This is a genomic window from Streptomyces tritici (assembly GCF_048500665.1).
Taxonomy (GTDB): Bacteria; Actinomycetota; Actinomycetes; order Streptomycetales; family Streptomycetaceae; genus Streptomyces; species Streptomyces tritici.
On record NZ_CP183183.1, the window covers coordinates 6949157 to 6973141 of the forward strand.

At 73.4% G+C, this 23985-nt stretch carries 27 protein-coding genes; 17 read left to right on the forward strand and 10 right to left on the reverse strand.

Features of this window, described 5'->3' with window-relative positions; all coding sequences use genetic code 11:
* Position 1: 1 nt before the first annotated feature.
* A complete protein-coding gene (locus ACNJ93_RS32065) occupies positions 2 to 964 on the forward strand; it encodes a GlxA family transcriptional regulator (protein WP_418960974.1) in 963 nt (320 codons plus the stop codon).
* A 29-nt stretch (positions 965 to 993) separates the two neighbouring features.
* On the opposite strand, the gene ACNJ93_RS32070 is transcribed toward ACNJ93_RS32065, so the two are convergent.
* The 3 genes from ACNJ93_RS32070 to ACNJ93_RS32080 form a co-directional block, all read right to left on the reverse strand.
* Positions 994 to 2424, reverse strand: a complete 1431-nt coding sequence (locus tag ACNJ93_RS32070; protein WP_418960975.1) for a vWA domain-containing protein — start codon at positions 2422 to 2424, stop codon at positions 994 to 996.
* The gene (locus ACNJ93_RS32075) at positions 2421 to 3308 is read right to left on the reverse strand and encodes an AAA family ATPase (RefSeq protein ID WP_418960976.1); all 888 of its coding nucleotides are present in this window, start codon (positions 3306 to 3308) and stop codon (positions 2421 to 2423) included. Before ACNJ93_RS32075 ends, ACNJ93_RS32070 begins: the two co-directional genes overlap by 4 nt.
* Positions 3309 to 3497: 189 nt before the next feature.
* Positions 3498 to 3845 carry a hypothetical protein gene (locus ACNJ93_RS32080; protein WP_418960977.1) on the reverse strand — a complete coding sequence of 116 codons (348 nt, stop codon included), beginning with the start codon at positions 3843 to 3845 and terminating at the stop codon, positions 3498 to 3500.
* A gap of 196 nt (positions 3846 to 4041) precedes the next feature.
* On the opposite strand from ACNJ93_RS32080, the gene ACNJ93_RS32085 reads away from it, so the two are divergent.
* The 5 genes from ACNJ93_RS32085 (at position 4042) to ACNJ93_RS32105 (ending at position 8324) form a co-directional block, all read left to right on the forward strand.
* Positions 4042 to 5256 (forward strand): PP2C family protein-serine/threonine phosphatase, encoded by a 1215-nt coding sequence (locus ACNJ93_RS32085; protein WP_418960978.1) that lies wholly within the window; start codon positions 4042 to 4044, stop codon positions 5254 to 5256.
* Between the two features lie 142 nt (positions 5257 to 5398).
* Positions 5399 to 5800, forward strand: a complete 402-nt coding sequence (locus ACNJ93_RS32090) for a luciferase family protein (RefSeq protein ID WP_418960979.1) — start codon at positions 5399 to 5401, stop codon at positions 5798 to 5800.
* A gap of 155 nt (positions 5801 to 5955) precedes the next feature.
* Positions 5956 to 6768, forward strand: coding sequence for an RNA polymerase sigma factor SigJ (gene sigJ, locus ACNJ93_RS32095; RefSeq protein ID WP_418961597.1), 813 nt, complete (start codon positions 5956 to 5958; stop codon positions 6766 to 6768).
* Between the two features lie 83 nt (positions 6769 to 6851).
* Positions 6852 to 7706, forward strand: coding sequence for a YhjD/YihY/BrkB family envelope integrity protein (locus ACNJ93_RS32100; RefSeq protein ID WP_418960980.1), 855 nt, complete (start codon positions 6852 to 6854; stop codon positions 7704 to 7706).
* 117 nt (positions 7707 to 7823) lie between these two features.
* Positions 7824 to 8324: an NUDIX domain-containing protein gene (locus tag ACNJ93_RS32105; RefSeq protein ID WP_418960981.1), complete on the forward strand. Its 501-nt coding sequence runs from the start codon at positions 7824 to 7826 to the stop codon at positions 8322 to 8324.
* Positions 8325 to 8397: 73 nt separating this feature from the next.
* On the opposite strand, the gene ACNJ93_RS32110 is transcribed toward ACNJ93_RS32105, so the two are convergent.
* On the reverse strand, positions 8398 to 8925 hold the full coding sequence (locus ACNJ93_RS32110) for a hypothetical protein (protein WP_418960982.1): 528 nt from the start codon (positions 8923 to 8925) through the stop codon (positions 8398 to 8400).
* 165 nt (positions 8926 to 9090) lie between these two features.
* Here ACNJ93_RS32110 and ACNJ93_RS32115 point away from each other — a divergent pair, with 165 nt between their 5' ends.
* The 4 genes from ACNJ93_RS32115 (at position 9091) to ACNJ93_RS32130 (ending at position 11185) form a co-directional block, all read left to right on the forward strand.
* On the forward strand, positions 9091 to 9447 hold the full coding sequence (locus ACNJ93_RS32115) for a S26 family signal peptidase (RefSeq protein WP_418960983.1): 357 nt from the start codon (positions 9091 to 9093) through the stop codon (positions 9445 to 9447).
* On the forward strand, positions 9440 to 9970 hold the full coding sequence (locus tag ACNJ93_RS32120; protein WP_418960984.1) for a hypothetical protein: 531 nt from the start codon (positions 9440 to 9442) through the stop codon (positions 9968 to 9970). The genes ACNJ93_RS32115 and ACNJ93_RS32120 overlap by 8 nt, the downstream gene beginning before the upstream one ends.
* A gap of 75 nt (positions 9971 to 10045) precedes the next feature.
* Positions 10046 to 10519, forward strand: a complete 474-nt coding sequence (locus ACNJ93_RS32125) for a DNA-binding protein (RefSeq protein WP_418960985.1) — start codon at positions 10046 to 10048, stop codon at positions 10517 to 10519.
* A 111-nt stretch (positions 10520 to 10630) separates the two neighbouring features.
* Positions 10631 to 11185, forward strand: a complete 555-nt coding sequence (locus tag ACNJ93_RS32130) for a dihydrofolate reductase family protein (RefSeq protein ID WP_418961598.1) — start codon at positions 10631 to 10633, stop codon at positions 11183 to 11185.
* Between the two features lie 25 nt (positions 11186 to 11210).
* Here the strand turns inward: ACNJ93_RS32130 and ACNJ93_RS32135 are convergent, their stop codons facing one another.
* Together ACNJ93_RS32135 and ACNJ93_RS32140 are read right to left on the reverse strand one after the other, a co-directional pair.
* Positions 11211 to 11726 (reverse strand): hypothetical protein, encoded by a 516-nt coding sequence (locus tag ACNJ93_RS32135; protein ID WP_418960986.1) that lies wholly within the window; start codon positions 11724 to 11726, stop codon positions 11211 to 11213.
* 99 nt (positions 11727 to 11825) lie between these two features.
* On the reverse strand, positions 11826 to 12221 hold the full coding sequence (locus ACNJ93_RS32140) for a RidA family protein (RefSeq protein ID WP_418960987.1): 396 nt from the start codon (positions 12219 to 12221) through the stop codon (positions 11826 to 11828).
* Positions 12222 to 12361: 140 nt separating this feature from the next.
* On the opposite strand from ACNJ93_RS32140, the gene ACNJ93_RS32145 reads away from it, so the two are divergent.
* Both ACNJ93_RS32145 and ACNJ93_RS32150 read left to right on the forward strand, forming a co-directional pair.
* Entirely contained in the window at positions 12362 to 13336 is a 975-nt protein-coding gene (locus ACNJ93_RS32145; protein ID WP_418960988.1) for a helix-turn-helix transcriptional regulator, read from the forward strand.
* Positions 13337 to 13442: 106 nt separating this feature from the next.
* Entirely contained in the window at positions 13443 to 14618 is a 1176-nt protein-coding gene (locus ACNJ93_RS32150) for a four-carbon acid sugar kinase family protein (protein ID WP_418960989.1), read from the forward strand.
* A 42-nt stretch (positions 14619 to 14660) separates the two neighbouring features.
* Here ACNJ93_RS32150 and ACNJ93_RS32155 read toward each other — a convergent pair whose 3' ends face one another.
* Both ACNJ93_RS32155 and ACNJ93_RS32160 read right to left on the reverse strand, forming a co-directional pair.
* Positions 14661 to 15545: a formylglycine-generating enzyme family protein gene (locus ACNJ93_RS32155; RefSeq protein ID WP_418960990.1), complete on the reverse strand. Its 885-nt coding sequence runs from the start codon at positions 15543 to 15545 to the stop codon at positions 14661 to 14663.
* Between the two features lie 55 nt (positions 15546 to 15600).
* Entirely contained in the window at positions 15601 to 16644 is a 1044-nt protein-coding gene (locus ACNJ93_RS32160; RefSeq protein WP_418960991.1) for a LacI family DNA-binding transcriptional regulator, read from the reverse strand.
* A 268-nt stretch (positions 16645 to 16912) separates the two neighbouring features.
* Between ACNJ93_RS32160 and ACNJ93_RS32165 the strand changes: the two genes are divergently transcribed.
* From ACNJ93_RS32165 to ACNJ93_RS32185, 5 genes are all read left to right on the forward strand, one after another.
* A complete protein-coding gene (locus ACNJ93_RS32165; RefSeq protein ID WP_418960992.1) occupies positions 16913 to 18601 on the forward strand; it encodes a right-handed parallel beta-helix repeat-containing protein in 1689 nt (562 codons plus the stop codon).
* 115 nt (positions 18602 to 18716) lie between these two features.
* Positions 18717 to 19316 (forward strand): GNAT family N-acetyltransferase, encoded by a 600-nt coding sequence (locus ACNJ93_RS32170; RefSeq protein ID WP_418960993.1) that lies wholly within the window; start codon positions 18717 to 18719, stop codon positions 19314 to 19316.
* Positions 19313 to 20092: an SDR family oxidoreductase gene (locus ACNJ93_RS32175; protein ID WP_418960994.1), complete on the forward strand. Its 780-nt coding sequence runs from the start codon at positions 19313 to 19315 to the stop codon at positions 20090 to 20092. Before ACNJ93_RS32170 ends, ACNJ93_RS32175 begins: the two co-directional genes overlap by 4 nt.
* A gap of 56 nt (positions 20093 to 20148) precedes the next feature.
* Complete coding sequence (locus ACNJ93_RS32180; RefSeq protein ID WP_418960995.1) at positions 20149 to 20370, forward strand: hypothetical protein; 222 nt, start codon at positions 20149 to 20151, stop codon at positions 20368 to 20370.
* A 143-nt stretch (positions 20371 to 20513) separates the two neighbouring features.
* Entirely contained in the window at positions 20514 to 21365 is an 852-nt protein-coding gene (locus ACNJ93_RS32185) for a GNAT family N-acetyltransferase (protein WP_418960996.1), read from the forward strand.
* Between the two features lie 129 nt (positions 21366 to 21494).
* Here the strand turns inward: ACNJ93_RS32185 and ACNJ93_RS32190 are convergent, their stop codons facing one another.
* Positions 21495 to 22907 (reverse strand): UDP-glucose dehydrogenase family protein, encoded by a 1413-nt coding sequence (locus ACNJ93_RS32190; protein WP_418960997.1) that lies wholly within the window; start codon positions 22905 to 22907, stop codon positions 21495 to 21497.
* A gap of 55 nt (positions 22908 to 22962) precedes the next feature.
* On the reverse strand, positions 22963 to 23985 hold the full coding sequence (gene galE / locus ACNJ93_RS32195; RefSeq protein ID WP_418960998.1) for a UDP-glucose 4-epimerase GalE: 1023 nt from the start codon (positions 23983 to 23985) through the stop codon (positions 22963 to 22965).

Genomic DNA, 23985 nt, shown 5'->3' on the forward strand with positions numbered 1-23985 from the left:
CATGGAACGCCGCATCGTGGTCGTCGGGTACGACGGCGCAGAGCTCCTCGAGATCGCCTCCCTCAACACCAGCCTCGCCATGGCCAACGTCACCGGGGAGGTGAAGCCCCCGTACCGCGTCCTGCTGGCCACGCCCGGCGGACGGCCCATCACCTGCCCGACCGGCCTGGTGATGCAGGGCCACGAGAGCCTGGAGCGGCTCACCGGCCCGCTGGACACGCTGATCGTCGCCGGAGGGTTCGGGTTCGAGGCGGCCACCTCCGACGCCCGGATCGTCGCCCACGTCCGCCGGCTCGCCGCGGTCAGCCGGCGCGTCGCCTCCGTCTGCACCGGAGCGGGCATCCTCGCCGCCGCCGGCCTCCTCGACGGCCGCCGCGCCACCACGCACTGGCGGTACGCCGACCGGCTCGCCCGGCGACACCCCTCCGTCGACGTCGACGCGACACCCATCTACATACGCGACGGACACGTCCTCACCGCCGCCGGCGTCACCAGCGCCCTGGACCTCGCCCTCGCCCTCGTCGAGGAGGACCACGGCGCCGAACCCGCCCGTCGCATCGCCCGGGAGCTGGTCGTCTACCTGCAAAGACCGGGCAACCAGGCCCAGATGAGCATCTTCACCGACGCCCCGCCCGTGACCGACGACCTCGTCCGGCGGATGGCGGCGCACATCACCGGCCATCTCGACGGCGATCTGTCGACGGCCACGCTGGCCGCCCTCGGCGGCGTCAGCGAGCGGCACCTCACCCGCCTGTTCCGCGAGCACCTCGGCGCCACGCCCGGCCGGTACGTGCGGCGGGTGCGCACCGAGGCCGCCGCCCAGCTCCTCGCCGGCGGGACGCTGCCGCTCACCGCCGTCGCCGGCCGCTGCGGCTTCGGCACGACGGAGTCCCTGCGCCAGGCGTTCGTCGACCGGTACGGCATCACCCCGTCCCGCTACCGCGCCGCCTCGGTCCGCTCCTGAAGACGCGCGCCGGGAGGCGGCCCGCGGTGTCACACCGGCAGCAGCCGCGCGATCAGCGCGCCCAGCTGACGGGCGTTGCGGCACGGATGCATCTCGACGAGCCCGGCGTACGTGTCTGCCACCGAGTCGCCGGTCTGCCACAGCGACGGCGGCTCGGGGTTGAGCCAGTACACCCGCCGCGCCCGGTCCGCGACGGTCTTCAGCGCGGGAAGGTTCGGATCGCTCATGTTCGTCCGCGCGTCCCCGAGCACGAACACGACGGTCCGGGGGCCGACCGCCTCCACGTACCGTTCGGCGAACTCGCCCAGTGCCGCGCCGTAGTCGCTCTGGCCGTGCCAGCCCGTCAGCGTCGCCTCCGCGAGGACCCGCTCACCGAGGCCGGCGGGATCGGCCGAGGCGCGCGCCACCAGGTCGGTGACCTCGTCCACCCGATTGACGAAGGCGAACACCCGGACCTTGCTGAACTGGTCGTGCAGGGCCTGGACCAGCAGCATCGTGAAGTTCGCGAAGCCGGCCACCGACCCCGACACGTCGCACAGCAGCACCAGTTCGGGCCGGCCCGGCCGCCGCCGGCGCAGCACCGGACGCATCGGCACACCGCCGGTCGACAGCGAACCGCGCAGCGTCCGCCGCAGATCGATGGTTCCCCGCGCCGCCTTCCTGCGCCGCGCGGCGAGGCGGGTGGCCAGCTTGCGGGCCAGCGGGCGCACCGTACGGCGCAGTTCGTCGAGTTGGGCGCGACCCGCCAGCAGGAAGTCCACGCCGTCCGCGGTGCCGCCGACCGCGCGCCGGGCGATCCGCTCGGTGCCGCGCTGCTCGGCGACACGCCTCCGCGCCTCGGTCGCGACCTGCTCCCGAAACGCCTCGATCCGGCGCCGGATCTCGTCGTCGTCCAGCCGGTCGGTGAACATCTCGCCCTCGGCCGGGGCGCCCGAGCCGCCGGACCCGCCGGCCGCCGCCCGGCCGGCCCGCACCGCCTCCCGGACCCGTACGAGCAGTGTTTGGGGCCGCAGCCGTTGCAGAGTCTGGTACGAGGACCAGCCGTCCGACCCGGGCGTCGTGCCGTACCCGCCGAGCGCGCCCACCGCCTCCGCCGCCAGCCGTCCGAGCAGTGCCTCGTCGCTGGCCGCCAGCGCCGCCACCAGGCGCTCGCGCAGCTCGGCGGTGTCGGGCGGCCCCTCCTGGGCGGGCGGGGCGTCCGGGATGCCGACGCGCAGCGGGAAGTACAGGTCGAAGACGCGGTCGAACAGGGGCCGGTGCCCCTCCTGGTGCAGCAGCGTGGCCGCCAGGCCCTCCCGCATCCGCTCCCGGTCCGCGAACCCGAGGACCTCCAGGGCCCGACCGGCGTCCACGGTCTCGCCCGGCCCGATGCGCAGGCCGTGCGCGCGCAGCGTCCGGACCAGACCGGTCAGCCGGCCGGAGACGCCCTCCGCGGGCGACGTGCCCGGCTCGACGCTCACACGGCGTCCAGGTCGAGCTTGGCGGCGGCCTTCAGGACGTCCTCCTGGTGCTTCAGGATCACCCCGAGACTGTCCCGCACCACCGTCTCGTCCAGCGTCGTCGCCCCGAGCGCCAGCAGCGTGCGGGCCCAGTCCACGGTCTCCGCGACGGACGGCGCCTTGCGCAGGTCCATCGCGCGCAGCGCGGCCACGACCCGCACCACCGAGGCCGTCAGCGTCTCGTCGACGCCCGGCACCTTCATGCGGACGATGCGGCGCTCCAACTCCTCGTCGGGGTAGCCGATGTGGAGGAACAGGCAGCGGCGGCGCAGCGCCTCGGAGAGCTCGCGGTGGGCGTTGGAGGTGAGCACCGTGAACGGGCGGCGCGTCGCCCGGATCGTGCCGTACTCCGGCACGGTCACCTGGAAGTCACCGAGGACCTCCAGGAGCAGGCCCTCGACCTCGATGTCCGCCTTGTCCAGCTCGTCGACGAGCAGCACCTTCGGCTCGTCGCCGCGGATCGCCGTCAGGAGCGGCCGGGGCAGCAGGAACTCCTCGCCGAAGATGTCCGTGCGGGTCTCGTCCCAGCTCTCGCCCCGGCCCGCGGTGATCCGCAGCAGCTGCTTGGCGTGGTTCCACTCGTACAGCGCCCGCGACTCGTCCACGCCCTCGTAGCACTGGAGCCGTACGAGACGGGCCTCGGCGACCTGCGCGACGGCCTTGGCCAGCTCGGTCTTGCCCACGCCGGCCGGGCCCTCCACCAGCAGCGGTTTGCCGAGCCGGTCGGCCAGGAAGACGGTCGTGGCGACGGCGGGGGAGGCGAGATAGCCCGTCTCGGCGAGCCGCACGGCCACGTCGTCCACCGACGTGAAGTACCCGGTGGAGGCGTCGTCCCCGGTCGTCATGGATCCCCCCGACTCTCGCGGCACGCACGGCCGCACGGTTCCTGTCGCCCGTACTCGATCACCGTGCGCGCCGCCGCACAACGCCGCGCGCGTCTTTGCGGCGAACGTCACGCAGGCGTGATCGGGGCGGTCCGCATCTCCGGGCGGCTCGCCGGAGGGAGCCGAGCCGCCCGGACCGGTGCGCAGGGCTCAGGAGAAGAAGACCGAGCGCAGCTTCAGCCGCTCCGAGCCGTATCCCGTGTGCGGCCGCATGGAGAAGGCGTCGCCGGTGCAGTCCGTGCCGGTGAACGCCGTGGCGACCGCGTCCGTGCGGTTGCGCGGCGAGTGGGCGGGCGGGGTCGTCGCCTCGTCCGCCACCTCGGACAGCGTGAGGCAGACGCCGCTGGGCGGGTCGAAGAGCCGCCCGACGGCCGGGTCACCGTTCTCGTCGGCGTACACGTACGTGAACTGGCCCGAGGCGGCCGAGGCGGAGCCGGGGAGGGAGAGGAGGAGGGCGAAGGCGCCGGCGGCGGCGGTCGCGGCAAGGCGAAGACGCATGGGAATCCTTGATCGATAAGCTGCTGGCCGTGCGGAGCGCACGACAGGACTCGCCTTCCCCGGTTGTCACCCCGTCGTACCTCTCTGACCTGCTGAAACGATCCCCCGTCACCCGTTCGGTGTGCCGGGGTGCCCGTGGTGCTGGTGGAATGGCTGTGACGGTGCTGCCCAGCGTGGCTGCCGTGATGGAGGTGCCGTGTCGGCGAGTGAGGGACCTCAGGAGACCTCGGCCCGCGAGCACGCAGCGGTGCGCGACCGGCTGCGGGCCCTGGAAGAGGCTGCCGAGCGGCTCGGAACGACCCTCGACACGGAAGCGGTCTGCCGCGAACTCGTGCACCTCCTGCACGACCGGCTGCGGCTCTGCGACGCTGCCGCGGTCGACCTCCTCCCGGAGCCTGCCGAGGCGAAGGACGCGCCGACGGAGGATTTCCCCGCCGCTGCGCCGTCCCGCCCCGGTCAGCGCGCGTCCGGCCACCGCGTCGCCCGGTCGGGACCGGCCGAACTCCTGGAGGCCGCCGACCCCGCCGACCTGGTCACCGTCCCCCTCGCCGCCCAGGGCCTGCTCCACGGCACCCTCCTCGTGACCCGCGCCGCCGCCGCCTTCACCGGGCACGAGCGCGCCACCCTGCGCACCACCGCCCGCCTCGCCGCGCTCCACCTCGGCCACGCGCGCCGCCTCGCCGCGATCGAGGACACCGCGCTGCATCTGCAGCGCGCCCTCGTCGCCGAGCCCGGTCGCCCCCACCCGAACCTGGAGGTCGCCGGCCGCTACCTCCCGGCCGGCCGGCGCACCCTCGTGGGCGGCGACTGGTTCGAGACCGTCCGGCTCCACTTCGGCCGCACCCTGCTCGTCGTCGGCGACGTGATGGGCCACGGACTCGACGCCGCCGTCGACATGAACGCCTACCGCACCGCCCTGAGGGAGGTCGCCTCCACCGACCTCCCTCCGCACCGCGTCCTGCGCCAGCTCGACGCCGCCGTCGCCGAGGACGGCGCCCGCCGCCCCGCCACCTGTCTGCTCGTCCAGGTGGACCCGGCGCGCGGCGCCGCCGGCTTCGCCAGCGCCGGACACCTGCCGCCGGTGGTCTTCACCGCCGACGGGTCCGCCGAGATCGTCGACGTACCGGTGGGACCCCCGCTCGGCACCGGCGTCGGCGGCTACGAACTCGGCACCCGCGAGCTGTCCGCCCACGAGACGCTGCTCCTCTTCACCGACGGGCTCGTGGAGCGCCGGGGCGAGGACATCGACCACTCCCTGGACCGGCTGGCCGGCGTCCGCATGCCCCCGGGCTCCGGCCTGGAGGCCGTCGTCGAGGAGGTGCTCGTCCGGCTCGACGCCCGCAACGCCGAGGACGACGTCGCCGTACTCGCCGCCCGCATACGCGACCGCACCCCGGTCTCCGTCGTCTGAGCGTCTCTTCGCGGCGGCGGGCCGCCGAAACCTCCCGGTTCGTACACCCGTACGCTGCCGGATGCGTACTCGCGCGGTGACGACGCGAATTGCTCGCTCATCCCGCTTGTGCGAGTCACCCGAAGGGCGGCACGATCCGGGTATGAACACTGCCCGGCACGCCAGTGAACGGCTGATGAGCTGGCCGTCGCTGATCGCCGACCGAGCCCACTGCGGTGCGGAACTCGGACTGCGCACCACCACGCAGGAGATCGTGCACTTCCACGGAGAGCACGAAGCCGACGTCCACCTCACCCGATCCATGATCGCCAAACTCCGTCCGGCACTCATCGGATCCACCGCGGTACGACTCCGCGCCGGTTCCGCCTGGGTGACGGTCCGTCTCGACATGCAGTCCGACATCGACCTGCTCGCGACGCTCGTGAGCGCCGCGCTCCAGGCGTCGACCGCCGTTCTGCCCGGCGGCGCGGAGGTCCCCGCCGCGGACCGCTGCACCCGGGAATCCCGCCGCGAAGCGTCCCCGCGCGCCGTCGGCCGCCCCTGACCCACGCCAACTCCCGTCCGCCGCGCCCCGATCCCGCTTGCCGTACGGTCGGGGCGGCTGGCAGGGTGGCACGAGTGATCGACACGCCGTCCGCCGCCGACCCGCTCACGCCGTTCACCGAGCACCGGCGGCTCCTCTTCGCCACCGCCTACCGCATGCTCGGCAGCGTCACCGACGCGGAGGACGTGCTCCAGGACGCCTGGCTCCAGTGGGACCGCGCCGACCGTTCCACCGTCCGCAACCCCCGTGCCTACCTCGTGCGGACCGTCACCAACCTCTCCCTCGACCGGCTCACCTCCGCCCGAGCCGCCCGCGAGGCCTACGTCGGCCCCTGGCTGCCCGAACCGCTGCTCACCACACCGGACATCGCCGACGAGGCGGAACTCGCCGACACGGTCTCCACGGCCCTGCTGGTCGTCCTGGAGAGCCTGAGCCCCCTAGAACGCGCCGTCTTCCTGCTGCGCGAGGCGTTCGGCTACTCGTACGCCGAGATCGGCGAGACCCTCGGGCGCAGCGAGGCCACGGTCCGTCAGACCGCCCACCGGGCGCGGGAACACGTACAGGCCCGCCGTCCCCGGTACGACACCGACAGCACCCGGCGGCGCGAGGTGACGGACCGTTTCCTCGCCGCCTGCGCCGGCGGCGACCTCAACGCCGTCATGGAACTCCTCGCCCCCGACGTCACGGCCTGGTCCGACGGCGGCGGCAAGGTCCGGGCCGCGCTCCGGCCGCTGCACGGCGCCGACGCGATCGCCCGCTTCATCCTCGGCGTCATGGCCAAGCCGGAGGCCCAGGGCATCACGACGCGGCGCGCCCACATCAACGGCGAGGAGGGCGCGCTCGCCTTCCGGGGCGACGTGCCGGTCGCGGCGGTCACCTTCGACCTGGTCGACGGGCGCGTGGTGAACCTGCGGTTCCAGGTGAACCCGGAGAAACTCTCCGGCGTACTCCAGGAACACAGCCTCTAGGCCCGCTCGTTCGACGAACGTGCCGTCCCCCGTTCGGCGGCACGACGGGGACGTCGGGGCCCCGTGCGGGTACTCGACGGTGCATGCCCCCTTCCACCGGACCCGAGCCCGCGCACGGCCACTGGTTCCACCGGTTCCACGAGCACGTGATCTTCTCCGCCGTCGGACTGGTCTGGGCCCGCGGCCGGGAGATGGAGCTGATGCACCGGGCGATGGGCTTCGCGGCGCTGAGCCTGCTGACGCTCGTCCCGCTCCTCATCGTGGTCGCCGCCGCCGACCTGGCCAGCGGCCAGGGCTTCGCGCGCTGGCTGGTCGCCGGACTCGGAGTCACGGAGGTCTCCCAGGAGGAGGTCGAGCTGCTCTTCGGAAAGCCCGGGCAGGCCCTGCAGCGGACCACCGCCTTCGGTCTCGCCGCGCTCGCCGCGTTCGGCGTCACCTTCGGCTCGGCGGTGCAGACCGGGTACGAGCGGGTGTGGGACCTGCCCACCGCCCGCTGGCACACCATGTGGCGGCACGTCGTCTGGCTCGCCGTCCTCATCGGCGCGCTGCTGCTGTTCGTCGCCGCGCCCCAGCCGGCGCAGTCGTCCGCCTGGCTGACGGTCGCGGTGTCCCTGGCCGACCTCGCCGGCGCCTTCCTGTTCTTCTGGTGGTCGCAGCGCTTCCTGCTCTGCGGCCGCATCCGCTGGCGCGCCCTGATGCCGGGGGCGGTCCTCACGGCCCTGGGGCTGCTGGGGCTGCGGGTGTTCTCGCAGTTCGTCTTCTCCCCGCTGATCGCCTCGAACGCGGTGACGTACGGCCAGTTCGGCACGGTCCTCGTGCTCCAGTCCTGGCTGGTCGGGGTGGGTTTCGTGGTCTACGGCAGCGCCCTCGTGGGGCGGCTGTTCCACGAGCGCCGGGTGATGCGCCGCCTGGACCTGGAGCCGCTCGACTGGGGCTGACGGGCGGGCCGGCCGACCGCGGCTCACCCGATCCGGTGATCCGCACGGAGGCGGTCGGATCGGCGCGGGCCGGCCGCCAGGATGGGCCGGGAGAACCGTCGAGAGAAAGCTGACTTCATGGCGAGGACCTGGCTGCCACCCGTCGAGTACGTCGCGACCCTGCCGAAGGCCACGGCGTACGCCTGTCTGTACTTCACCGACACCGCCGGCCGGCCGTTCCAGCTCCGCTCGGTGTACGGCTCGGGTGCCTGGCAGTGGCCGGGCGGGAACATGGACCCGGGGGAGACGCCCTGGCAGACGGCCGTGCGCGAGTGCCGGGAGGAGACCGGGATCCTGTTCGAGGGCGAGCCGCGGCTGCTCGCCGCGCACTTCCTGGCGCCGTGCGGCGAGGACTGGCCCGCCAACCACATCGGCTTCATCTTCGACGGCGGGACGCTTGACGACGAGCAGATCGCGGGCGTCGTCCTGGACCCGGAGGAGCACACCGAGTACCGGGTGCTCACGCTCGCCGAGTGGGAGCGGATCATGTCCCCGCGCAACTTCCACCGGCTCGCGCACATCGACCGGGCGCGCCGGGAGGGTGCGGCGGTGTACCTGGAGACCGGGGCGTTCGCGTAGCGCGACGGCAGGGGGCGGGCCCGGCGGTGGGGTGGGCCGGGCCCGCGGTGTTCGGCCCGTCCGGCCGTGCGGCTCAGACGGGGCAGTGGGCCGTGTTCCGGACGTCGAGCACGAAGCGCTCCGGGGAGTGCAGGGTGAACGTCTTGTACACGGGTTTGGTGTGGAAGGCGGTGCCGAAGGTGACGACGCCCTCGAAGTCTCCGGTGAACGCGAGCCCCTTGAGCGTCGGCAGCCAGATCTTCACGAGCCGGGGCCCCTTGTAGACGGACTGGCCGGCGTCGTTGTGGGCGGCGGCGGGGGAGAGCTTGATCTCCAGGAAGTACTTCCCGGCGAGCGGAACCCTGTTCCCGGAGCCGTCGTACCGCAGGACCTTCACCGGCTTCACCGTGACGGGCGGCATCTTGCCCTTCACGTCGATGACGAGCCGGTCGAAGGAGCCGTGCCCGCCCCACCGGGCGTTGACCACGAGTGCGGTCGACGGGGCGGTGGTGGAGGCGGAGGCGGACTGCGGAGCGGAAGCGGAGGCCGGGATGGTGGCGCCGATCCCGGCGGTGAGGAGCATGCCCGCGGCGGCGGCCGCGAGGCCCTTGCGGTGGAACATGACGCCCCCGATTTCCTTGGTGCGGTGGGGACTGTGGTGTCACAGGGGAAGACACCTCCCGGAAAGACATGGTTCCACCCGATATGCGAAAAGGGCAGAGAAATCGACGACCGGCTCTGCCGAAAATCACTGGCCGTCGCCGGTCCCGCCGGGCAGGATCGGGCGATGGGCATGATGGACGTCATGGCCGGGCGCGTGGCCGCCGGCCAGACCGTGGAGTTCCGCCCCCGAGGGTCCTCGATGGTCCCGCTGATCCGTAGCGGTCAGCGGGTGACCGTGGCGCCCGCGGACCCCGAGCGGGTCGGGCCCGGCGACATCGTCCTCACCAAGGTCTCGGGAACCGTGTACCTGCATCTCGTCTCCGCCGTCGACCGGGCGAGGCGACGGATGCGGATCAGCAACAACCGGGGGCGGGTGAACGGCTGGACCGGGTACGAGCGCGTCTTCGGGATCTGTGTCGCCGTCGAGGATGTGGCGCGCCCGGGGGCCGGGAGCAAGGTGCGGGTGGAGTCCTGTGGGTGAAGGGCGGGACGTGTTCGACTTCGGCATCGCGGGATACCGGCCCGAGTGGCTCGTCGGCGGCCGTGCCGTCGAGGCGGCGCACGGGCGGCGGCTGCGGGGGCTGGTGGGGCGGCGGCTGTCAGGCGTGTGGGTGGTGTGGGACACGGAGGACGACGAATGGTTCGCCGACTGTCCCGTCCTGCTCGACTTCGAGGGGGAGCGGCTCGAACTGAACCACAAGAAGTTCGACGAGCTGTCCGTCACCTGGAACCAGTGTGACCCCCGCCGGCCGGTCGTCTGGCCGGACTTCGACCTGTGCTGGCGTGACGACGCACTGCCGGAGCCGGCCTCCGTGCTGGGCCGGACCCTGGCGCGCGTCGAGTTCGTGGAGTGGATCGGCCCCGACGGAAGGGCCGGCGAGGGGATCGACGTCGCCTTCGCGTTCGAGGGTGGCCGCCGGCTCACGGTCTTCAACGCGCTGGACGAGAACGGCCTGACCCTCGGCCCGCCGGACGCCCGCACCCGGGTGCACGCCTTGCAGTAGGCACACGCAGGAAGCAAACAACTTGTTCATCTTAACTCGTTGACACCGTGATGTGTGCCCCTGCATCCTGGACCCATGACAGCGACTCCCGACCCGACGCCCGCCACCGAGACCACCGAGGCCACGGACCCCTTCACTCCCGCCGACCCGGAGCAGGCCCGCGCGCAGCGCGTCCATGCCTCGCTCTTCCGCATCGCCGAGCGGCACGCCGCGACGAGCGAGCAGCGCGGCCGCCAGACGCACCCGTACGTGCTGGCCCCGCACGAGGCCGTACGGCTGGTGTCGTTCCTGCTCAGCGGCGCGGCCCTGCTGGAGGAGGGCGAACCCGAGGTGGACCGCGCGGACATCACCGCCGCCCTGAGCCTCGTGCCGCTCGTCCGCGGCGAGATGGACGAGCTCGAGGCCGGCCTCCTGCAGATGGCCCGCGGCCGCGGCATGACCTGGCCCGAGATCGCCTTCGGCCTCGGCCTCGGCACCCCCCAGGCCGCCCGCCAGCGCTACGAACGCCTCGTCACCCGAACCACCACCCCCGACGACTCGAACGCCTGACCTCTCCGCGAGTCAAGGTGCACCGCGGCGTTCGCTGCGGGAGTCTTCCGGGGTGAATGTCGCCGAAGGCCGCTTCGTGGGGAAGGGTTCGACGCCGTGCTGATCTACTCGATGAGCGTCTCCGTGGACGGGTTCATCAAAGACCGTGAGGGCACGTTCGACTGGTCCCGTCCCGACGACGAGCAGTTCCGGTTCCACATCGAGCAGACGCGGCAGCTCGGGCGCTTTCTCTGCGGGCGCAGGCTCTACGAGACCATGCTGCCCTGGGAGACGGATCCCGCGATGCGCGCGACCGAAGCCGAGGCCGAGTTCGCCGACGTCTGGTGCGCCCTCCCCAAGATCGTCTTCAGCCGAACGCTCGACAGCGTCCAGGGCAACGCCCGGCTCGCCGAGGCGTCCGTGGCCGAGGAGGCCGCCGCGGCGCTGGACGCGACGGACAAGGACGTCGGGATCGGCGGAGCCGGCCTCGCGGCGACGGCGATCGAGCAGCGTCTCGTCGACGAGCTGCAGATGTTCCGCTATCCGGTCGTCGTCGGGGGCGGCACGCCCTTCCTGCCGCCCGTCTTCGACGAACTGCGCCTGGACCTGGTCGAGACCAGGACCTTCGCCTCGCGCGTGATCTTCGAGCGCTACCGGCGCGCCGGCGAGGAGTCCGTGTCCGACTGACGTCGCCGCTCGCCCCCGGCCGCGCTCAGCAGCCGGGGGCGAGCGGCGACGCCGACGCCAGGGCCGCCGCCGCGACGCGCAGCTCGGCGTCCCACTGACGTTCGTCCAGGCCCAGCGTGTACGCGACGCAGCACGCGCACTGCGGGATCAGGGCCACGAACGCGCACTCCTCGGCGGTCTCGGCCTCCGTCTCCCACCAGTCGTCCGTCGCCAGATCCGCGGTCGTCAGCTCTCCGGCCACGAACCGCGCCGCCAGCCGGCGCAGACCGTGGCGCCGCGCAACCGCCGGATCGGGCAGCGCGATTCCGCACTCGCAGAGGGCCTGTTCGAACGCCTCGCGGATGTCGCGGGGATCCGCGGTGCGCGGCCAGCCGGCCAGCTCGCACAGCGTCGGGGCGTCCAGCCCCGCCGCGAGCGCCTCCGCGGCGATCATCGGCAGGTCCTCCGGGGGGATCTCGCCCGCCCGGTAGCGGCACGCCACCTCACCCAGCGAGTTGAGGCCGCCGTTCTGGCGTGCACCCGTCGTACCCGTGGCTCTCATGACCCCAGCCTGTCACCACCGCCCCGCACGTCCGACACCGGCCACCCGTGCCGACGCCGGACCGGCACGGCACGGGTGGCCGAGGGCGGCGATGCCGCATCACGCGACGGCGGTGCCCTCCAGTTCGACCATCAGGCCTGGCAGGGCCAGTCGCGTCACCCCGAGCATCGTGGTCGCGGGAGCCACCCCCGCGGCGGCCAACCGCCCGGCCAGCACGCCGTAATGCGGGAAGAGCAGATCCACGTCGGTGGTGTACACCGTGAGCCGGACCAGGTTCGCCAGCGACATGCCGGCCTCCCTCAGCACGGCCTCCATGTTGTCGACGCATAGCCCCAACTGCCCCGCCATGTCCCCCTCGTGCCGGGGCTTGCCGTCGTCGGCCGTCGCGGCCTGGCCCGAGAGGTACAGGGTCCGTGTCTGCCCGGAGACGACCTCACCCTGGTTGAAGCCCAACTCCGTCGACCACGTCACCGGATTGACCGCGGTTCGTTCCATCGCTCCATCCACTCCATTCGGTTCGCAGGAAGGCGTACGGACGTCCACCGGCCCGGCAACCGCCGAGCCCCGACGTCGTGATCACGAGCCTCCCGGCACATCACGACACCCTCTGTCATGTATTCCGCTACGGTTCCCGCATGCGCGCCGACCGGTTGGTCTCCCTCGTCCTGCTGCTGCGTCAACGCGGTCGGCTCACCGCGGAGACGCTGGCCCGCGAGCTCGAGGTGTCCACGCGCACGGTGCTGCGCGACATCGAGGCGCTCTCCGCGGCCGGCGTCCCCGTCTACGCCGAACGCGGCCGGCACGGCGGCTTCGCCCTGCTGCCCGGCTTCCGGACCGAACTCACCGGCCTGAACCACGACGAGGCCCTCGCCCTGCTGACCGCCGGCTCGGGCCGCGGCGAGCAGGTGTTCGGCCTCGGCTCGGCGCTCGCCTCGGCCATGCGGAAGGTCGTCGACGCGCTGCCGGAGAACCACCGCGCCACGGCCGGCGACGCCGCCCGGCGCTTCCTCGTCGACCCGGAGACGGACCTGCTCTCCCGCAGACTGGTCACGGAGGAGATACCCGGCACCACCATGCTCGAGGTCCGGCGCGCGGTACTCGCCGGGCACAAACTGCGCATCCACTACGCGGCCGCCGGGCGCACGCCCGAGTGGCGCACGGTGGACCCGATCGGTCTGGTCACCGTCCGCGACCGGGCCTACTTGCTGGCCACCAGGTCCGGCGAGGACCGCACGTACCGGCTGTCACGGGTGCGCGCCGCCGAGGAACTGCCCGAACCGGCACAGCGCCCCGACCGGGTCGACCTGGACCGGATCTGGCGGGAGCGCTCCGCCCGGTTCCTCTCCGACAGCCACCTCACCGTGCTGCTGAAGCTGAACCCCGCGCGGCGGGAGGAACTCCTGGACACCGCGCTGGCCGTCCGCGCGGAACAGCCCGACACCGACGGGCGGCTGCGGCTGGAAGTGACCTTCCAGGACGCCCGCCACGCCGAGTGGGCGCTGTGGCAGCTCGGCACGGACGCCGAAGCCCTGGCCCCGCAGTCCTTGCGCACCGCCCTGCGCGACCGCGCCGCCGCGCTCGTCGCCCGGTACGGCAACCCGCCCGGGTGACGTCGTCGGCCACCGCCCCCTACCGTCGCCGTTTGTCGCGGCGCGACACCACCGGTCAAGATCGGGTCCGTCACCGCGACCCACTCCCACCTCTGGAGGCACCGGCATGGCCGCCCTCGCCATCCTCGCCGACGACCTCACCAGCGCCGCGGACGGCGCCGCGCCCTTCCGCCGGGCCGGCCACCCGGCCCGCATCCAGCTCGCCGCCCCGGCACCGTCCACCCCCGGCCTCACCCCCGGCGTCACCGCCGTCGATCTCGGCAGCCGGCTCCTCGACGAGGCCGCCGCGGCCGAGGTCACCCGTCGCGCCGCCGCGGCCTTCGCCGGAGCGGGACTGCTCCTCAAGACGGTGGACTCCACCCTCCGCGGCCACCTCGCCGCCGAGATCCGCGCCGCGTGGGCGGGTTCCGGCCGCAGGTCCGTGGTCGTCGCGCCGGCCTTCCCCGCCGAGGGGCGGACGACGCGGGACGCCGTCCAGTACGTCAGGGGAGTGCCGGTGCACGAGAGCGAGTTCGCCCGCGACCCCGTCCACCCCGTCACCCGCGCCGACCTCACCGCCGTCCTGCCCGGCGCCGTGCACGTCCGGCCCGGCGACGCGGTCACGCGCCTGCCCGGACTGCTCGCCGAGGGCGGCGGTCTGTACGTCTGCTCGGCCACCACCGACGCCGACCTCGACCGGATCGTCGCATCCGTGCCCCGGCCCGACGAGGTGCTGTGGGTCGGCTCCCCGGGCCTTGCCGCCGCGCTGGCGCGCCACCACGCCCGCCCCGGCGGTGCCACGGCCGACGCGCTCGTTACGGCCCGCCGCCCCCTGGTCGTCGTGGGCAGTGCCAACCCCGCCACCCGCCGCCAACTCGCCCGGCTCCGGGCCGAGGCGGACGCCGACGGCGTCACCGCCGGCCCCGACCCGGCCGCCACCGCCGCCGCGCTCCAGGGCCTGACCGCGCCGGTCCTCACCCTGGCCACCCCGGACGACCGCATCGCCCCCGGCACGGCGCGTGGCCTCGCCGCCGCCATGGCCGCGACGGTGCGTTCGCTCGCCGCGGACGGGACGGTGGACGCGCTCGTCGTCACCGGAGGCGAGACGGCCGCCGTCGTCCTTCACGCCCTCGACGCCACCGGCCTCGACCTCGTCGACGAGCCCGAGCCCGGCGTCGCGCGCGGCACCCTGGTCGGCGGCCCCGCCGCCCTGCCCGTCCTGGTCAAGGCCGGCGGCTTCGGCGACGACGACACTCTCGTACGGCTCTGCCGCCTCACCCTCGCCGCCGCCGAGCGCGTGTGACGCCGGGCCCGCCACGGGCCCTGCACGGCGTGGACCGCAGGCTCAGCGGCTGACGCACCGGAAGCCGAGGTGGCAGGCGGCCGTGGTCTCCGGTTCGGCCACCCGGGCGGCGGGGCGGAAGTGGTGGCAGGTGCGCGGCGCGCAGAGGTAGGAGCCGCCCTTCACGACCCGCCGCCCGCCCGGCTCCACCGGGTCCGGGAGCCGGCACGGGTGCGCGGGGGCCGCCGAGAGGTCCGTGTCCGCCGCGTCCGCCGTCCACTCCCAGACGTTGCCGACCATGTCGTGCAGCCCCAGGCCGTTGCGGTCGAACGCGCCGACGGGGGAGGTGCCGGGCGGGGTGGCGCGCCGCCAGGGGAAGTCGCCGTGCCAGGTGTTGGCCATCCTGCGGCCGTGCGGGGCGAGCTCGTCTCCCCAGGGGTACGCGGTGCCCGCCAGCCCGCCGCGCGCCGCGAACTCCCACTCCGCCTCGGTGGGCAGCTGCTTGCCGGCCCAGTCCGCGTACGCGGTGGCGTCCGCGTACGTGATGTGGGTGACCGGATGGTCCGCGCGGTCCTCGAGCGTGGAGGCGGGGCCGAGCGGGTGGCGCCAGTCGGCGCCGGGCACGTACGCCCACCACTGGTTCCGGTCCTCCAGCGGCACCGGGCCCTGGGTCTGCCGGAAGACGTACGAGCCGGGCACCCGGGACGCGGTGTTCGGCGCGGAGGGCCGTTCGGGCGCGGTGACATGACCGGTCGCCAGCACGAAGGCCGCGTACTCGGCGTTCGTCACCGGCCGGATGTCCATGAAGAAGCCTGCGACGGAGACCGGCCGGACCGGCCGTTCCTCCGGGTGAAAGTTCTCGCTGCCCATCGCGAAGGTCCCTCCGGGGACCCACACCATGCCCTCGGGCACCGCACGCACCCCGTGAATTTCCAGGCCCTCAGTCATGCCGGAGAGCTTAGCGACAGAACAGGCAATACGGTCATATCGCCCCGACTGTGATCTACGCGTCGCAGTGTCGGCGCCCCCGGCTGGACGCGCGGGTGATGAGCTGCGTGGGCATCGTGATGCCGTCCGGATGGTCGTGGCCGATCCCTTCGATGGCGTCGATGAGGAGTTGGACGACGGCGGTGCCGATGCGGCGGGGTTTGAGGGAGAGGGTGGTGATGGGGGGTTCGGTGGTGGCGTAGACGGTGGATTCGCTGCAGCAGACGAGGAGGAGGTCGTCGGGGACGCGGAGTCCGTAGCGTCTGGCGGCGGCGAGGAGGTCGGTGCCGTTGGGGTCGAAGAGTCCGTAGACGGCGTCGGGTCGGTCGGGTCGGGCGAGGAGGCGGTCGGCGGCGACGGCTCCGGCGCAGGGGTCGTGTGCGGGGTAGGCCTCGTAGACGGGGTCCTGTCCGACGCGGTTGCACCAGTGGAGGTAGGCCTGGGTGGAGAGTCGGGTGTAGGTGTCGGTGGTGGTGCCGGTGAGGAGGCCGATGCGGCGGGCGCCGGCGGCGGCGAGGTGGTCGAGGAGGTCGAGGACGGCGGCTTCGTGGTCGTTGTCGACCCAGGCGGTGACGGGGAGGGTGCCGGCGGGGCGTCCGTCGGAGACGACGGGGAGGCCTTGGCGGACGAGTTCGGTGACGACGGGGTCGTGGTCGGAGGGGTCGATGACGACGGTGCCGTCGAGGGCGACGTTGGACCAGACGTCGTGTCGGCTGGTGGCGGGGAGGATGACCAGGGCGTATCCGCGGGCGAGTGCGGCGGAGGTGGCGGCTCTGGCCATTTCGGCGAAGTAGGCGAATTCGGTGAAGGTGAAAGGTTCATCCCCGTAGGTGGTGACGGTCAGGCCGATGAGGCCGGACTTTCCGGTACGGAGGGTGCGGGCCGCTGCTGATGGGCGGTAGCCCAGTCGGTCGGCGACTTCGCGGACGTGGCGGCGGGTGGCGTCCGGGAGCCGGCCCTTGCCGTTGAGCGCGTCGGAGACAGTCGTGATGGAGACCCCGGCGGCGGCGGCCACGTCCCGGATGCCCATGCGGGAGCGTCGGTGAGCTGCAGTCGTCATGTTCACCTGATGGTAGGCGCGCCGGGGTGCCACGAGGTCGGCCCTGCGGGACGGTTGACGCTTTTTCGCCGCGGTCGCGGCCGGTGTCCACCCACGACGCGCGGTCGCGCGGGCGGCGCAGCCCCCGGGAGTGGATCACCGGTACGGATGACGGCACGCCTGTGACTCGGATGCCGCAACGCCCATCGGCGTTTCTTATGCACCTTTTCTGGCAGTCTGTCGTGTTGTGTGTGCTCGACATGGCGCCGGAACGTCCTAAGGGGTGGCAGTGAGAGCGGTGAAGCGGAGCCGGACCACGAGGAGCGCCGCGGGAGTCTCGGTCGCGGTGCTCCTGCTGCTGACGGGTTGTGAGGTGCCGGGCGTCTATCGCCCCGCCCGCCCGGCCAGCGGAGGGCCGTTCACCTTCTACGTGAGTCCCGACGGCGACGACAAGAACGACGGCATGTCGCCCGACCGGGCGTGGCGGACCCTCGCCCACGCCGACTCGGCCCGCCTTCGGCCGGGGGACCGCCTGCGCCTCCGGGGCGGCGCGACGTTCAAGGGCCGGCTCACCCTCGACAGGAACGAGGCGGGCAGCGCGACCCGGCCCGTCGTCATCGAGTCGTTCGGAACCGGCCGCGCCGTCCTCACCACCGCCGGCACCTCGGGAATCGCCGTCCGGGACACCGCCGGTGTGGTGATCCGCAACCTCTCGCTCGTCGGCGCCGGCGGCTCGCTCCGCTACGGCGAGGGCATCACCTTCCTGAACAAGCGCCCGGACCGCAAGCGCCTCGACCACGTCCGGATCACGAACGTGGACGTCAGCGGCTTCCGCAACGGGATCAGCGTCGGGGCGGGCAAGCAGCACGTGGGCTTCAGCGACGTACGGATCACCGACTCCGCCGTCCACCACAACCTGGAGGCGGGAATCGCCTTCGGCGGCCCGGACTTCGACGCCGACGCGCCCACGTACGCGCACGAACGCGTCCGCATCGAGCGCGTCAAGGCGTACCGCAACAGCGGCGACCCCGAGCAGGACTACCGCAACACCGGCAACGGCATCAAACTCGGCAGCGTCCGGGACGGGAAGATCCAGCGCTCCGTCGCCCACGACAACGGCGGCAAGTCCTCGGCCAACGCCGACGAGGGCCCCGAGGGCATCTGGGTCTACGACTCCACCCGCATGGTCCTCGAGCACAACACGTCGTACCGCAACCGCACCGGCTCCACGGTCGACGGCGGCGGCTTCGGACTCGACAACAACGTGTCGTCGTCGGTCATGCAGTACAACCTCGCCTACGGCAACGACGGCCCCGGCTTCCTCGTCTACTCCGGAATGCCGACCGGCGCCCACAAGAACAACATCGTGCGCTTCAACATGAGCTGGGACGACGCGCGGAGCCTGCCCGACTACGGCGGCATCGTCGCCTTCGGCACCCGCATGAGGAACCTGGACATCTACCACAACACCGTCGTCATGCGGACCGACGGACTGCCCGCCACGGAGGACACCGGCGAGCGGCCCCCGGCCCTGCGACTGCGCGACGGCATGCGCAACGTGCGCGTGCACAACAACATCTTCGTGACCGACGGCGGCCCGCTGGTCGAGGCCCAGTCGCCGTACAGCCCCGCGTACCTGCGGCTGCAGGGCAACGACTACTACAGCACCGGCGACTGGAGCCTGCTGTGGGGCGACGACCGCTACCGGTCGCTCGCCGGCTGGCGCCAGGGCTCCCGCCAGGAGCTCCTGGACGGTGAGCCGACCGGCTCCAAGGAGGACCCCTGCCTGCGGGGGATGGCCGCCCCGGTCACCGACCGGGCGGGCGCCGGGAACCTCGTACCGCGCTGCGCGGGCAAGGTGCCCGCGGGGCTCACGGCCGAGGAGATCGGCATCGAGCTCGGCCCCGCCGACTACTTCGGCACCCCGCTGACCGACTCCGTGACCGTGGGGGCCGCGCAGCCCCGAACCGAGGACTGACGCAAGGTCAACATCGCGGTATTACGGCCGGGTTCGGCTGACCCGGCCGTAATACGGCTGCCCGAGTTCAAGATCGCGCATACGCTCGTGCGGACCACGATCGCCAGGAGCGCACATGGACCACACGAACCCCATCGACCTCATCACGCTGCCCGTCACCACCGAGCGGCTGAGGCTGCGCCTGTTCACCGCGGACGACGTCGACGCCATGCACGCGTACCAGGGCCTGGAGAGCGTCGCCCGCTATCTGTACCGGCCGCCGCACACCCGCGAGCGCTGCGCCGAGGTCATCGACAAGATCTCCGGACCTCCCCGCTGGGCCGAGAACGGGGACGAACTGGTCCTCGCCGTGACACACGCCGACGAACCCGGCGTCATCGGCGAGGTCGGCGTGAAACTGGCCGCCGCCCGCGCCCGTCAGGTGGAGATCGGCTGGGTCTTCCACCCCGCGTACGAGGGCCGCGGCTACGCCACCGAAGCCGCGCGTGCCCTCGCCGCCCTGGCCTTCGACGCGCTGGGCGCCCACCGGCTCTACGCCCGCCTGGACGTGGAGAACACCGCCTCCGCGAAGGTCTGCGAGCGGCTCGGCATGCGGCGCGAGGCACACCTCGTCGAGAACGACCTCGACGGGGACCGCTGGGGCAGCGAGTACGTCTACGCCGCGCTCGCGCACGACCTCGAGCGCCTCCCGAGCACGTCGGGGAGCGCCCGGTGACCGCCTCGCCCACCGACCGCCCCGCCCCCCGTTCCGGCCTCCGCCCCGTCACCGTCGTCACCGGAGGCAGCCGGGGCATCGGCGCCGCGACCTGTGTCCGGCTCGCGCGCGAGGGCCACGACCTGGTCCTCGGGTACGTGCGCGACGCCGCGGCGGCCGAGGCCACGGCGGCCGCGGTCCGTGCCGCGGGCGCCCGCTGCGTCGCGGTGCGCGTAGACACGTCCCAGGAGGAGGACGTGGACCGGCTGTTCGACGTCGCTGCCGGCGAACTCGGTCCGGTCACCGGCCTGGTGAACAACGCCGGCGTCACCGGACCCCTCACCCGGCTCGTCGACGTCCGCACCGAGGACCTGCGGCGCGTGATCGACGTCAACCTGCTCGGGTACCTCCTCTGCGCGCGGCGGGCCGCCCGGGAGATGACCGCCCGGGGCTCCGGGGCCATCGTGAACGTGTCGTCCGCCGCCGCCACGCTCGGCAGCCCCGGCGAGTACGTGCACTACGCGGCCACGAAGGCGGCCACCGACGCCCTGACCGTGGGCCTGTCCAAGGAACTCGGCCCCCAGGGCATCCGCGTCAACGCCGTCGCGCCGGGCACCATCGAGACCGACATGCACGCGGCCATGGGCGATCCCGACCGTCCGGCCAAGGTCGCGGCGGTGACTCCGCTCGGCCGGGCGGGGCAGCCCGCCGAGATCGCGGCCGCGATCGCCTGGCTGCTGTCGCCGGACGCCTCGTACACGACGGGGACCGTGCTGCGGGTCGCCGGCGGGCGGTGATCGGATTCGTCGGCGGGCGGGCGTGACCGAACGGCGTCCCAGTAGTTGTTCTGGTCATGAAGAAGCGCAGCATGCTCGCCGTGGCGTCCTTCGCCGCCGGCGTCGTCACAGCCATCGTCAGCCCCTCGCCCGCCTCCGCCGCCGTCGGCGCCGAGGGCCTGAACCTCCTGCCCGACCCGACGACCGTGGGGTCCGTCGTCACCGACACCGTGGAGGACCTCGGCAGCGGACAGCTCGCCGGTCCGGGCGCGGGCGACGGGCTGCTCTCGCAGCACTGAACGCCGCACGGCGGAACCGAAGGGCCACGACGGACGTCCGTCGTGGCCCTTCGGGCGTCGTCGACGCCCGGGGCCGGAGCGGGGGCGAGGGCCGGGGCGTAAATCCCCAGCGGTGTCGCGGGCTTCGTGCTTGGATTCCGGCCGTGACTTCCGATCTTGACTCCGCACCCCGCCGCGACCTGCTGGACCGCATCGAGCGGTACTACGACGCCGTCCCCCGATCGTCCGCCCGCGCCGAGGACTTCGGGCCCCTGACCCTGTTCGTCCAGGAGGGGGCGGGCTGGCCCTACTACGGGCGGCCCGCCCTGGGCGCGGCGGCCGGGGCGACCGCCGACGACGTGGAGCGGGTCCGCGCCCGGCAGCGGGAGCTGGGCGTGCCCGAGGCGTTCGAGTGGGTCGAGGAGACCACGCCGAGGCTGCGCGCCGCGGTCGAGGCGACGGGACTCGTCGTCCACGCGCACCCGCTGATGGCGCTCGACCTCGACGCGCCCGCCGAGTCCGGGGAACCGCCGCGGGCCGACGGCGCGGTCGTGCGGATGCTCGCCGCCGATGACCCCGCGCTGCTCGGCGCGGTCACCGTCCCGTACCTGGCGTTCGCCGCGCCGGGCACCGCGGTCGGCGAGGCGGGCGCGCCGGAACTGGCCGAGCAGATGCGGGAGAACTCCGGATCGGGCGCGGTGGAACGGGTCGCGGGGCGGATCGAGAGCGGGCTGACACGGGTGGCGGCCGCGCTCGAGGACGGCGCCGTGCTGTGCGCGGGGCAGCACCAGCCGGTCGGGGACGTCAGCGAGATCGTCGGCGTCGGCACGCTTCCGGCCGCCCGCCGGCGCGGCCTGGGACTGGCGGTCACCGCCGCCCTCGCGGAGGACGCGCGCGCCCGGGGCGTGCGGACGGCGTTCCTGTCCGCCGGGGACGACGACGTGGCCCGGATCTACGGACGGCTCGGCTTCCGCCGGATCGGTACGGCACTCATCGCGGAGCCCGCCGCGCAGTGACGCGCCGGGGCCGGCCATCGGGCCGTCGGGGGGACACGCCGAACCGCCCTGCCCACGCGGTGCGAGACCGCGGGAGCAGGGCAGCGAGGGCGACCGGGGGCGACGCTGACGCGGCCGCGCCGCCGGCCCCTAGGCCAGGGCCGTCGAGCGGTCCGGGCCGGCGGCGGGTGCGGCGATGGTGGTGCGCAGGGCCTCGTGCGGAAGGCCCGTCTGCGGCTGGTCCGCCGGCGCGGGGCGGCCCAGCGCCTCGACCGTCCAGCCGGCGGCCCGCCACTCCTCGTGGGCGAGCGCGTTGCGTCCGTCGATGAGGACCGGCTCGCGGACCACCCGGGACAGCTTGACCGGGTCCACCTCGCGGTACTGGCTCCACTCGGTGAGGTGGAGCAGCAGCTCGGCGCCCTGGCAGGCGGTCAGCAGGTCGTCGGTGCAGCGCAGTTCCGGGTGCGCGCGCCGGGCGTTGGCGCTGCCCTCCGGGTCGTGGACGCGGACGTCCGCGCCCTCACGGTGCAGCGCCGCCGCCACTGCCAGCGCCGGCGAGTCCCGCACGTCGTCGCTGTTCGGCTTGAACGTGGCGCCCAGGACGGTCACCCGCCGGCCGGTCAGGTCCCCGCCGACCGCCTGGCGGGCGAGGGCGACGGTCCGGGCCCGCTGCCGCTGGTTGATCTCGTCGACCTGGTCGAGGAACGCGACCGCCGCCCCGACGCCCAGCTCCTGCGCCCGCGCCGTGAACGCCCGGATGTCCTTCGGCAGGCAGCCGCCGCCGAAGCCGAGACCGGCGTTGAGGAACCGCCGGCCGATCCGGGTGTCGTGGCCGAGCGCGTCGGCGAGGGTGACGACGTCGGCGCCCGCCGCGTCGCAGACCTCCGCCATCGCGTTGATGAACGAGATCTTCGTGGCGAGGAAGGAGTTCGCCGCCACCTTCACCAGCTCCGCCGTGCTCGGGTCGGTGCTGATGTACGGGACGCCCGCCTCCAGCATCGGCGCGTACACCTGCCGCAGCGTGGCGTCGGCCTCGCGGCTGGTGACGCCGACCACGAGCCGGTCCGGCCGCAGCGTGTCCTCGACCGCGAAGCCCTCGCGCAGGAACTCCGGGTTCCATGCCACCTCGGCCCGCACCCCCGCGGGCGCGAGCCCCGCGATCCGGGCCGTCAGCCGGCCCGTCGTGCCCACCGGCACCGTGGACTTGCCGACGACCAGGCAGGACGCCGGCAGATGCGGCGCGAGCCCGTCGACGACGGCGTCCACGTACCGCAGGTCCGCCGCCTGTGAGCCCGCCTGCTGCGGGGTGCCGACGCACACGAAGTGGACCTCGCCGTGCGCCGCCGCCTCGCGCAGACTCGTGGTGAAGCGCAGCCGCCCGGAGGCGAGGGCGCGGGTCAGGACGTCGTCGAGCCCCGGCTCGTAGAACGGGGTCCGGCCTTCGGCGAGGGCGTCGATCTTCTCGGTGTCGACGTCGACACCGAGGACGTCGTGCCCGATGTCGGCCATGCACGCGGCGTGCACAGCTCCGAGGTATCCCGTACCGATGACGGTCAACCGCATGCGGGGTTCTCCTGTCTGAGCGGAAATGCGGGGAGGGGACGAGGCACGGCCCGGGTCAGGGGGCGTAGCCGTACGGGTTCAGCTGCTGGAAGTGCCAGGCGTCGCGGCACATCGCGGCCAGGTCGCGCCGCGCCGTCCAGCCCCAGGCCGCGGCGACCTTCGACGGATCGGCCACGAGCTCCGCGACGTCACCGGGCCGGCGCGGCGCGATGCGGTGCGGGATCGGCTGGCCGGACGCCTCCTCGAAGGTCCGCACGAGGTCGAGCACCGACGAGCCGCGCCCGGTACCGAGGTTGAAGACCTGCAGACCCGGCTCGTCGTCGAGGTGGTCGAGCGCGGCCACATGGCCCTCGGCGACGTCCACGACGTGGATGTAGTCGCGGATCCCCGTGCCGTCCGGCGTCGGGTAGTCGTCGCCGAAGACGCTGAGCTCCTCACGGCGGCCCACCGCGATCTGCGTGAGGAACGGCATGATGTTGTTGGGCACGCCGCTCGGGTCCTCGCCGAGCAGACCGCTGGGGTGCGCGCCCGCCGGGTTGAAGTACCGCAGGGCCAGGACCCGCAGCCCGGGGACGTGCCGGCACTGGTCGGCGAGGATCTGCTCGCAGGTCCACTTGGTCGTGGCGTACGGGTTGGTGGGCGCGGCCGGGGACTCCTCGGTGAGCGGGACGACCGTCGCGTTGCCGTAGATCGAACAGGACGACGAGAACACCAGCCGGTGCACCCCGTGGTCGTGCATGGCCGCGACCAGGGCCGTGGTGCCGCCGACGTTGATGTCGTAGTACGTGAGCGGGATCCGCACCGACTCCCCGACGGCCTTCTTCGCGGCGAAGTGGATCACCGCGTCGACCGGGTGGCTCGTGAACACCTCGTCGAGCGCCCGCCGGTCGCGGACGTCCGCGGTGTGCACGGCGGCGATCGGACGGCCCGCGATCTTCGCGACGCGTTCCAGGGCCTCCGGGGAGCTGTTGGAGTGGTCGTCGAGGACGACCACCTCGTGACCGGACCGGAGGAGTTCGACACAGGTGTGGCTGCCGATGAATCCGGCGCCGCCGGTGACCAGGACGGTCTTGGGCAC

What these genes read in the sequence shown, in the direction of transcription:
- ACNJ93_RS32065 (WP_418960974.1), top strand. Translation starts at nt 2, where the DNA reads ATGGAACGCCGCATCGTGGTCGTCGGGTACGACGGCGCAGAGCTCCTC.
- ACNJ93_RS32075 (WP_418960976.1), bottom strand. Translation starts at nt 3,308, where the DNA reads ATGACGACCGGGGACGACGCCTCCACCGGGTACTTCACGTCGGTGGAC.
- ACNJ93_RS32080 (WP_418960977.1), bottom strand. Translation starts at nt 3,845, where the DNA reads ATGCGTCTTCGCCTTGCCGCGACCGCCGCCGCCGGCGCCTTCGCCCTC.
- ACNJ93_RS32090 (WP_418960979.1), top strand. Translation starts at nt 5,399, where the DNA reads ATGAACACTGCCCGGCACGCCAGTGAACGGCTGATGAGCTGGCCGTCG.
- sigJ (WP_418961597.1), top strand. Translation starts at nt 5,956, where the DNA reads ATGCTCGGCAGCGTCACCGACGCGGAGGACGTGCTCCAGGACGCCTGG.
- ACNJ93_RS32100 (WP_418960980.1), top strand. Translation starts at nt 6,852, where the DNA reads ATGCCCCCTTCCACCGGACCCGAGCCCGCGCACGGCCACTGGTTCCAC.
- ACNJ93_RS32105 (WP_418960981.1), top strand. Translation starts at nt 7,824, where the DNA reads ATGGCGAGGACCTGGCTGCCACCCGTCGAGTACGTCGCGACCCTGCCG.
- ACNJ93_RS32110 (WP_418960982.1), bottom strand. Translation starts at nt 8,925, where the DNA reads ATGTTCCACCGCAAGGGCCTCGCGGCCGCCGCCGCGGGCATGCTCCTC.
- ACNJ93_RS32115 (WP_418960983.1), top strand. Translation starts at nt 9,091, where the DNA reads ATGGGCATGATGGACGTCATGGCCGGGCGCGTGGCCGCCGGCCAGACC.
- ACNJ93_RS32125 (WP_418960985.1), top strand. Translation starts at nt 10,046, where the DNA reads ATGACAGCGACTCCCGACCCGACGCCCGCCACCGAGACCACCGAGGCC.
- ACNJ93_RS32130 (WP_418961598.1), top strand. Translation starts at nt 10,631, where the DNA reads ATGAGCGTCTCCGTGGACGGGTTCATCAAAGACCGTGAGGGCACGTTC.
- ACNJ93_RS32135 (WP_418960986.1), bottom strand. Translation starts at nt 11,726, where the DNA reads ATGAGAGCCACGGGTACGACGGGTGCACGCCAGAACGGCGGCCTCAAC.
- ACNJ93_RS32140 (WP_418960987.1), bottom strand. Translation starts at nt 12,221, where the DNA reads ATGGAACGAACCGCGGTCAATCCGGTGACGTGGTCGACGGAGTTGGGC.
- ACNJ93_RS32145 (WP_418960988.1), top strand. Translation starts at nt 12,362, where the DNA reads ATGCGCGCCGACCGGTTGGTCTCCCTCGTCCTGCTGCTGCGTCAACGC.
- ACNJ93_RS32150 (WP_418960989.1), top strand. Translation starts at nt 13,443, where the DNA reads ATGGCCGCCCTCGCCATCCTCGCCGACGACCTCACCAGCGCCGCGGAC.
- ACNJ93_RS32155 (WP_418960990.1), bottom strand. Translation starts at nt 15,545, where the DNA reads ATGACTGAGGGCCTGGAAATTCACGGGGTGCGTGCGGTGCCCGAGGGC.
- ACNJ93_RS32160 (WP_418960991.1), bottom strand. Translation starts at nt 16,644, where the DNA reads ATGACGACTGCAGCTCACCGACGCTCCCGCATGGGCATCCGGGACGTG.
- ACNJ93_RS32170 (WP_418960993.1), top strand. Translation starts at nt 18,717, where the DNA reads ATGGACCACACGAACCCCATCGACCTCATCACGCTGCCCGTCACCACC.
- ACNJ93_RS32180 (WP_418960995.1), top strand. Translation starts at nt 20,149, where the DNA reads ATGAAGAAGCGCAGCATGCTCGCCGTGGCGTCCTTCGCCGCCGGCGTC.
- ACNJ93_RS32190 (WP_418960997.1), bottom strand. Translation starts at nt 22,907, where the DNA reads ATGCGGTTGACCGTCATCGGTACGGGATACCTCGGAGCTGTGCACGCC.